Here is a 3,886-nt window from a genome sequence, read left to right as displayed (position 1 = left end):
CACGTCCCTGGCTAACCGCCGCAGCCGGCCCACCACCCCATCGTCTTCGTCCGGGTGCCGGCGTTGGCCCCGCAACCAGGTCCGGTCGGGGCCGAGGGCGGGGCGGCCGGCCTCGGACCGCGCCGGGTCGTGGTCGGCCACCACCATCGCCTCGAAGAACGACCGCCGGGCCGCGATCCGGGTGATCGCGGTGCCCACACCGCCGGCTCCCACAAGCAGAACACGCATGACGAGGACTCCTTCTCGGATGAAGTGGCCGACTCGGTGACACGGCTGATCCGTCGACCGGGTCGGACCGGGTCGCACCGGTCGAAGAGGTCGAACGGGTCGGATCGGTCGAACAGGTCGAACAGTTCGAACGGGTCGACGAGGTCGAGTCGGTCGAGTCGGTCGAGTCGGGTGAACGAAAGAAGTGGGGCCCCGCCGGTGATACAACGCCTTCCGCCGTCGTAAGGTCAATGGCGTTGGCATAAGAGCGGCCGGGCGGGGAAGCGGCCGGGCGGGAAGCGGTCGAGGAGGCGGCGATGCCCAAACCGGTGGTGCCCGAGGACAAGCGGCGCCGGCGCCGGCCCACCAGGAGTGGCACCGTGCTCTCGGAGCGGCTGATCGTCGACACGGCGCTGCGGATGCTGGCCGAACACGGCAGCACCGGACTCAGCGCCCGCCGTCTCGGCCTGGCGCTGGACTGCGACCCGAGCACGCTCTACCGGTACTTCCGCGGCATGGACGAGCTGACCCTGGCCATCGGCGACGCCCTCATCGGACAGGCCCTGCGGGGCTGGCGGCCCACCGGGCAGTGGCGGACGGACCTGCACGCCGTCGGGCTGCGCATCCACGCGGCGTACGTCGCCCATCCGCAGGCGGCCCTGCTCACCGCGAGCCGGGTCACCGGCCGCACCCATGAACTGGCCGCCGACGAGGCCGTACTGGACATCCTGCGCACCGCGGGCTTCCCGCTGCCGGACACGGTCCGCATCTACCACGCCTTCATCGACCAGACCCTCGCCTTCGCGGCCCTCGACGCGGCCTCGCTGGCCCTGCCGCGGGCCACGCTGCGCGCCGACGAGGACAAGTGGCGCTCGACCTACGGGCGGCTGCCCGCCACCACCCACCCGCGCATCGCGGAGGCCGCGCCGCTGCTGGCGGCCCGCATGGTCGACAGCGCCTACCCCACCGCGCTGGAGATGCTGCTGGACAGCGCGGCGGCCCGGCTGGCGGCGGTCTGATCCGGACCGCGGACCGCGGCCCGCGGGCACAGCAGGTGCTGCGATAGTGATCCCCGGCAGAAAGATGTATCGAGCAACCAGGAAGCCCGTGGACACCAGCGAGAGCAGTACCGAGTCACCCACCGCCGCCCCGGCGCCGCCCCGGCGCGGCTGGCGGCGCTGGGCCATGGACACCCGCCCCCTGCGCCGCCCGGCCTACCGCCGGCTGTGGTCGTCGACGATCGTCACGGCGGTCGGCAGCCAGCTCACCGCGGTCGCCGTGCCCAAGCAGATCTACGACATCACCGGCTCCTCGGCCTGGGTCGGGGCCGCGAGCCTCGCCGGCCTGCTGCCGCTGATCGTGTTCGCACTGTGGGGCGGCGCGGTCGCCGACACGGTGGACCGGCGCAAGCTGCTGCTGATCACCAACGTCGGCATAGCCGTCACCTCGGTGCTGTTCTGGGTCCAGGCCGCCGTCGGACTCGACTCGGTGGCCGCGCTGATGGTCCTGCTCGCCGTGCAGCAGGCGTTCTGGGGGCTCAACGCCCCGGCCCGCAACGCCTCCATCGCGCGGCTGGTCCCCGCCGACGAGCTGCCCGCCGCGAACGCCCTCGGCTCGACCGTGATGCAGACCGGCCAGGTGGTCGGACCGCTGCTGGCGGGCGTCCTGATTCCCGTCATCGGGCTTCCCGAGCTGTATCTCGTCGACGCGCTGGCGCTGTGCGTCACGGTGTGGGCGGTCCTGCGGCTGCCCGCGCTGCCGCCGCAGGCCGCCGTGGCGCGCCGCGCGGGGGTGCGCGAGATCGCCGCCGGTTTCCGCTACCTCTCCGCGCACAAGGTGCTGCTGCTGTCCTTCCTGGCCGACATCATCGCGATGGTCTTCGGCATGCCCCGCGCCCTCTTCCCGCAGCTCGCCGCGGAGAACTTCGCGCCCTGGGGCGAGGGTCTCGCGCTCGGACTGCTGTTCGCCGCGATCCCGGTCGGCGCGGTGGCCGGCGGGCTGTTCTCCGGCGCCTTCTCCCGGGCCCGCCGGCACGGCTGGATGGTGATCGGTTCCGTGGTCGCCTGGGGCGCTGCCGTCACGGGCTTCGGGCTGAGCCGCAACCTGTGGTTCGCGGTGGTGTTCCTGGCCGCCGCCGGGGTCGCCGACATGGTCTCCATGGTCTTCCGTGGGGCGATCCTGCTGTCCGCGGCCACCGACGAGATGCGCGGCCGGATGCAGGGCGTCTTCACCGTCGTGGTCGCGGGCGGACCGCGCGTCGCCGATGTGCTGCACGGCACGGCCGGTGCGGCGTTCGGCCCCCACGCGGCCGTCGCCGGCGGCGGTCTGCTGGTCGTCGTGCTGATGCTGGGCCTGGCGGCCGCGGCACCCGCCCTGCGCCGCTACCGCATCTGACGCTCGGCACCCCCGTACCCCCGCGGCCCTGCGGCAGCACGGACCGCGGGAGCGCGGGACCGCGGGAGCGTGGGGCCGCGCGGCTGCCGGACCGCCGTGGACTACAGGGCGCTGCGCCGGCGCAGCGCGTACTGCTCCGTGAGTTTGGTGCGGGTCATCTCCAGCCGGTGGGCGAGGATCTCCGCGACCGTCCGGATCAGTATCAGCCCGAGCTGGGCGTCCTCGTCGCACAGCTCCCGTACGGGCTGCGCGTCGAACTCGTAGGCGCGTACGGGGCTGAAGGCCTCCGCTCCGAAGTCCCACAGGTACGGCGGGAACAGCCAGGACCAGCCGAGCAGGTCGCCCGCCCCCAGCGTGGCCACGGTCACCCGCTGTGCGGTCGTGACCTGCTGGTCCAGGGAGACGGCGCCCGAGCGGATCACCCAGAACCGGTCGGCCGTGCCGCCGGACTCGAAGATGCGGGTGTCCTCGGGGAAGGAGACCTCCCGGGCGAGTGACATCAGGCGCTCGCGCTGCGGCTGGGGCAAGGCGGTCAGGAGTTTTGTCGCTTTGGTCATGAGCGGGGCTCCTCGCCGGCGAAGTGGAGGGAGGGCGGCCGCGCGGCGGAATGTCACCGTCGGCGGTGTCTTCCCCTAAGCCCCATTTCAGCCGCTGCCGACAGCTCGGGCACCTCGGCGGGGTGGGCACCCGTGGTCGTCGGCCCGACGCGTGGGTGGGGGTGGTAGAGGCAGTTACCCAGTCCCTCGCCGTTCAACCCGGGGAGGGTGGCGCAGACCCGTCCGGGCATGAAAAAGCCCTGGCTGGACGGGGGAAACCAGCCAGGGCTTCAACGCGGTGGTACACGGAGGACGGTACGGTCGACTCCGTCACCGCGTATAGGTGAATGGTAAACCATCTGCTAAGGGTCTCCGCACCGGAAACCGGGTTGCGTGACCGGTTTCACTTGCCGTCCTCGCCGCGATGCCTGCCGGGGGTGAGGATCTCGTCCATCACCCTGATCACCGCCTCGTAGGCCAGCGTCCGCACGGCCGCCTCGCGGGCCCCGTCCGGATCGGTCGCCCTCAGGTCCCCGCACCGCGCCTGCCAGAGCCGCGCCTCCTGCTGGGCACAGGTCCTGGCCCGCTGCATACGGCGCACCAGCTCGTCCGAGTCCACAACATCCGTCATGGCACCCGACTACCCCCGATGGGCCCGTCGATGACGGGGTCTCCGCCCCGGAACGGCAGGTTTGACGGCCCGCCTCCAGGTCATGCGAAGAGAGAAGGATCCGCTGATTCCGGGCGGC

General features: G+C 72.4%; 4 protein-coding genes and 1 pseudogene. 2 read left to right on the top strand and 3 right to left on the bottom strand.

Features of this window, described 5'->3' with window-relative positions; genetic code table 11:
- Nucleotides 1-228: pseudogene (locus ABT085_RS44890) on the bottom strand (ATP-binding protein); the annotation flags it as partial.
- 296 nt (nucleotides 229-524) lie between these two features.
- On the opposite strand from ABT085_RS44890, the gene ABT085_RS44885 reads away from it, so the two are divergent.
- Together ABT085_RS44885 and ABT085_RS44880 are read left to right on the top strand one after the other, a co-directional pair.
- Complete coding sequence (locus tag ABT085_RS44885; protein WP_351622583.1) at nucleotides 525-1,226, top strand: TetR/AcrR family transcriptional regulator; 702 nt, start codon at nucleotides 525-527, stop codon at nucleotides 1,224-1,226.
- Between the two features lie 88 nt (nucleotides 1,227-1,314).
- The gene (locus ABT085_RS44880; protein WP_351622580.1) at nucleotides 1,315-2,601 is read left to right on the top strand and encodes an MFS transporter; all 1,287 of its coding nucleotides are present in this window, start codon (nucleotides 1,315-1,317) and stop codon (nucleotides 2,599-2,601) included.
- 101 nt (nucleotides 2,602-2,702) lie between these two features.
- Here the strand turns inward: ABT085_RS44880 and ABT085_RS44875 are convergent, their stop codons facing one another.
- Both ABT085_RS44875 and ABT085_RS44870 read right to left on the bottom strand, forming a co-directional pair.
- The gene (locus tag ABT085_RS44875) at nucleotides 2,703-3,158 is read right to left on the bottom strand and encodes a cyclic nucleotide-binding domain-containing protein (protein ID WP_351622577.1); all 456 of its coding nucleotides are present in this window, start codon (nucleotides 3,156-3,158) and stop codon (nucleotides 2,703-2,705) included.
- A gap of 382 nt (nucleotides 3,159-3,540) precedes the next feature.
- Nucleotides 3,541-3,768, bottom strand: a complete 228-nt coding sequence (locus tag ABT085_RS44870; RefSeq protein ID WP_351622574.1) for a hypothetical protein — start codon at nucleotides 3,766-3,768, stop codon at nucleotides 3,541-3,543.
- Nucleotides 3,769-3,886 lie beyond the last annotated feature (118 nt).

The sequence above is a fragment of the Streptomyces sp. NPDC002265 genome (assembly GCF_040296125.1).
Lineage (GTDB): Bacteria > Actinomycetota > Actinomycetes > Streptomycetales > Streptomycetaceae > Streptomyces.
This window is presented reverse-complemented; position numbering and strand designations above follow the sequence as displayed.

Bases quoted from the DNA above. Each gene is read 5' to 3' on its own strand.
- ABT085_RS44885 (WP_351622583.1), top strand. From the start codon at position 525: ATGCCCAAACCGGTGGTGCCCGAGGACAAGCGGCGCCGGCGCCGGCCC.
- ABT085_RS44870 (WP_351622574.1), bottom strand. From the start codon at position 3,768: ATGACGGATGTTGTGGACTCGGACGAGCTGGTGCGCCGTATGCAGCGG.
- ABT085_RS44875 (WP_351622577.1), bottom strand. From the start codon at position 3,158: ATGACCAAAGCGACAAAACTCCTGACCGCCTTGCCCCAGCCGCAGCGC.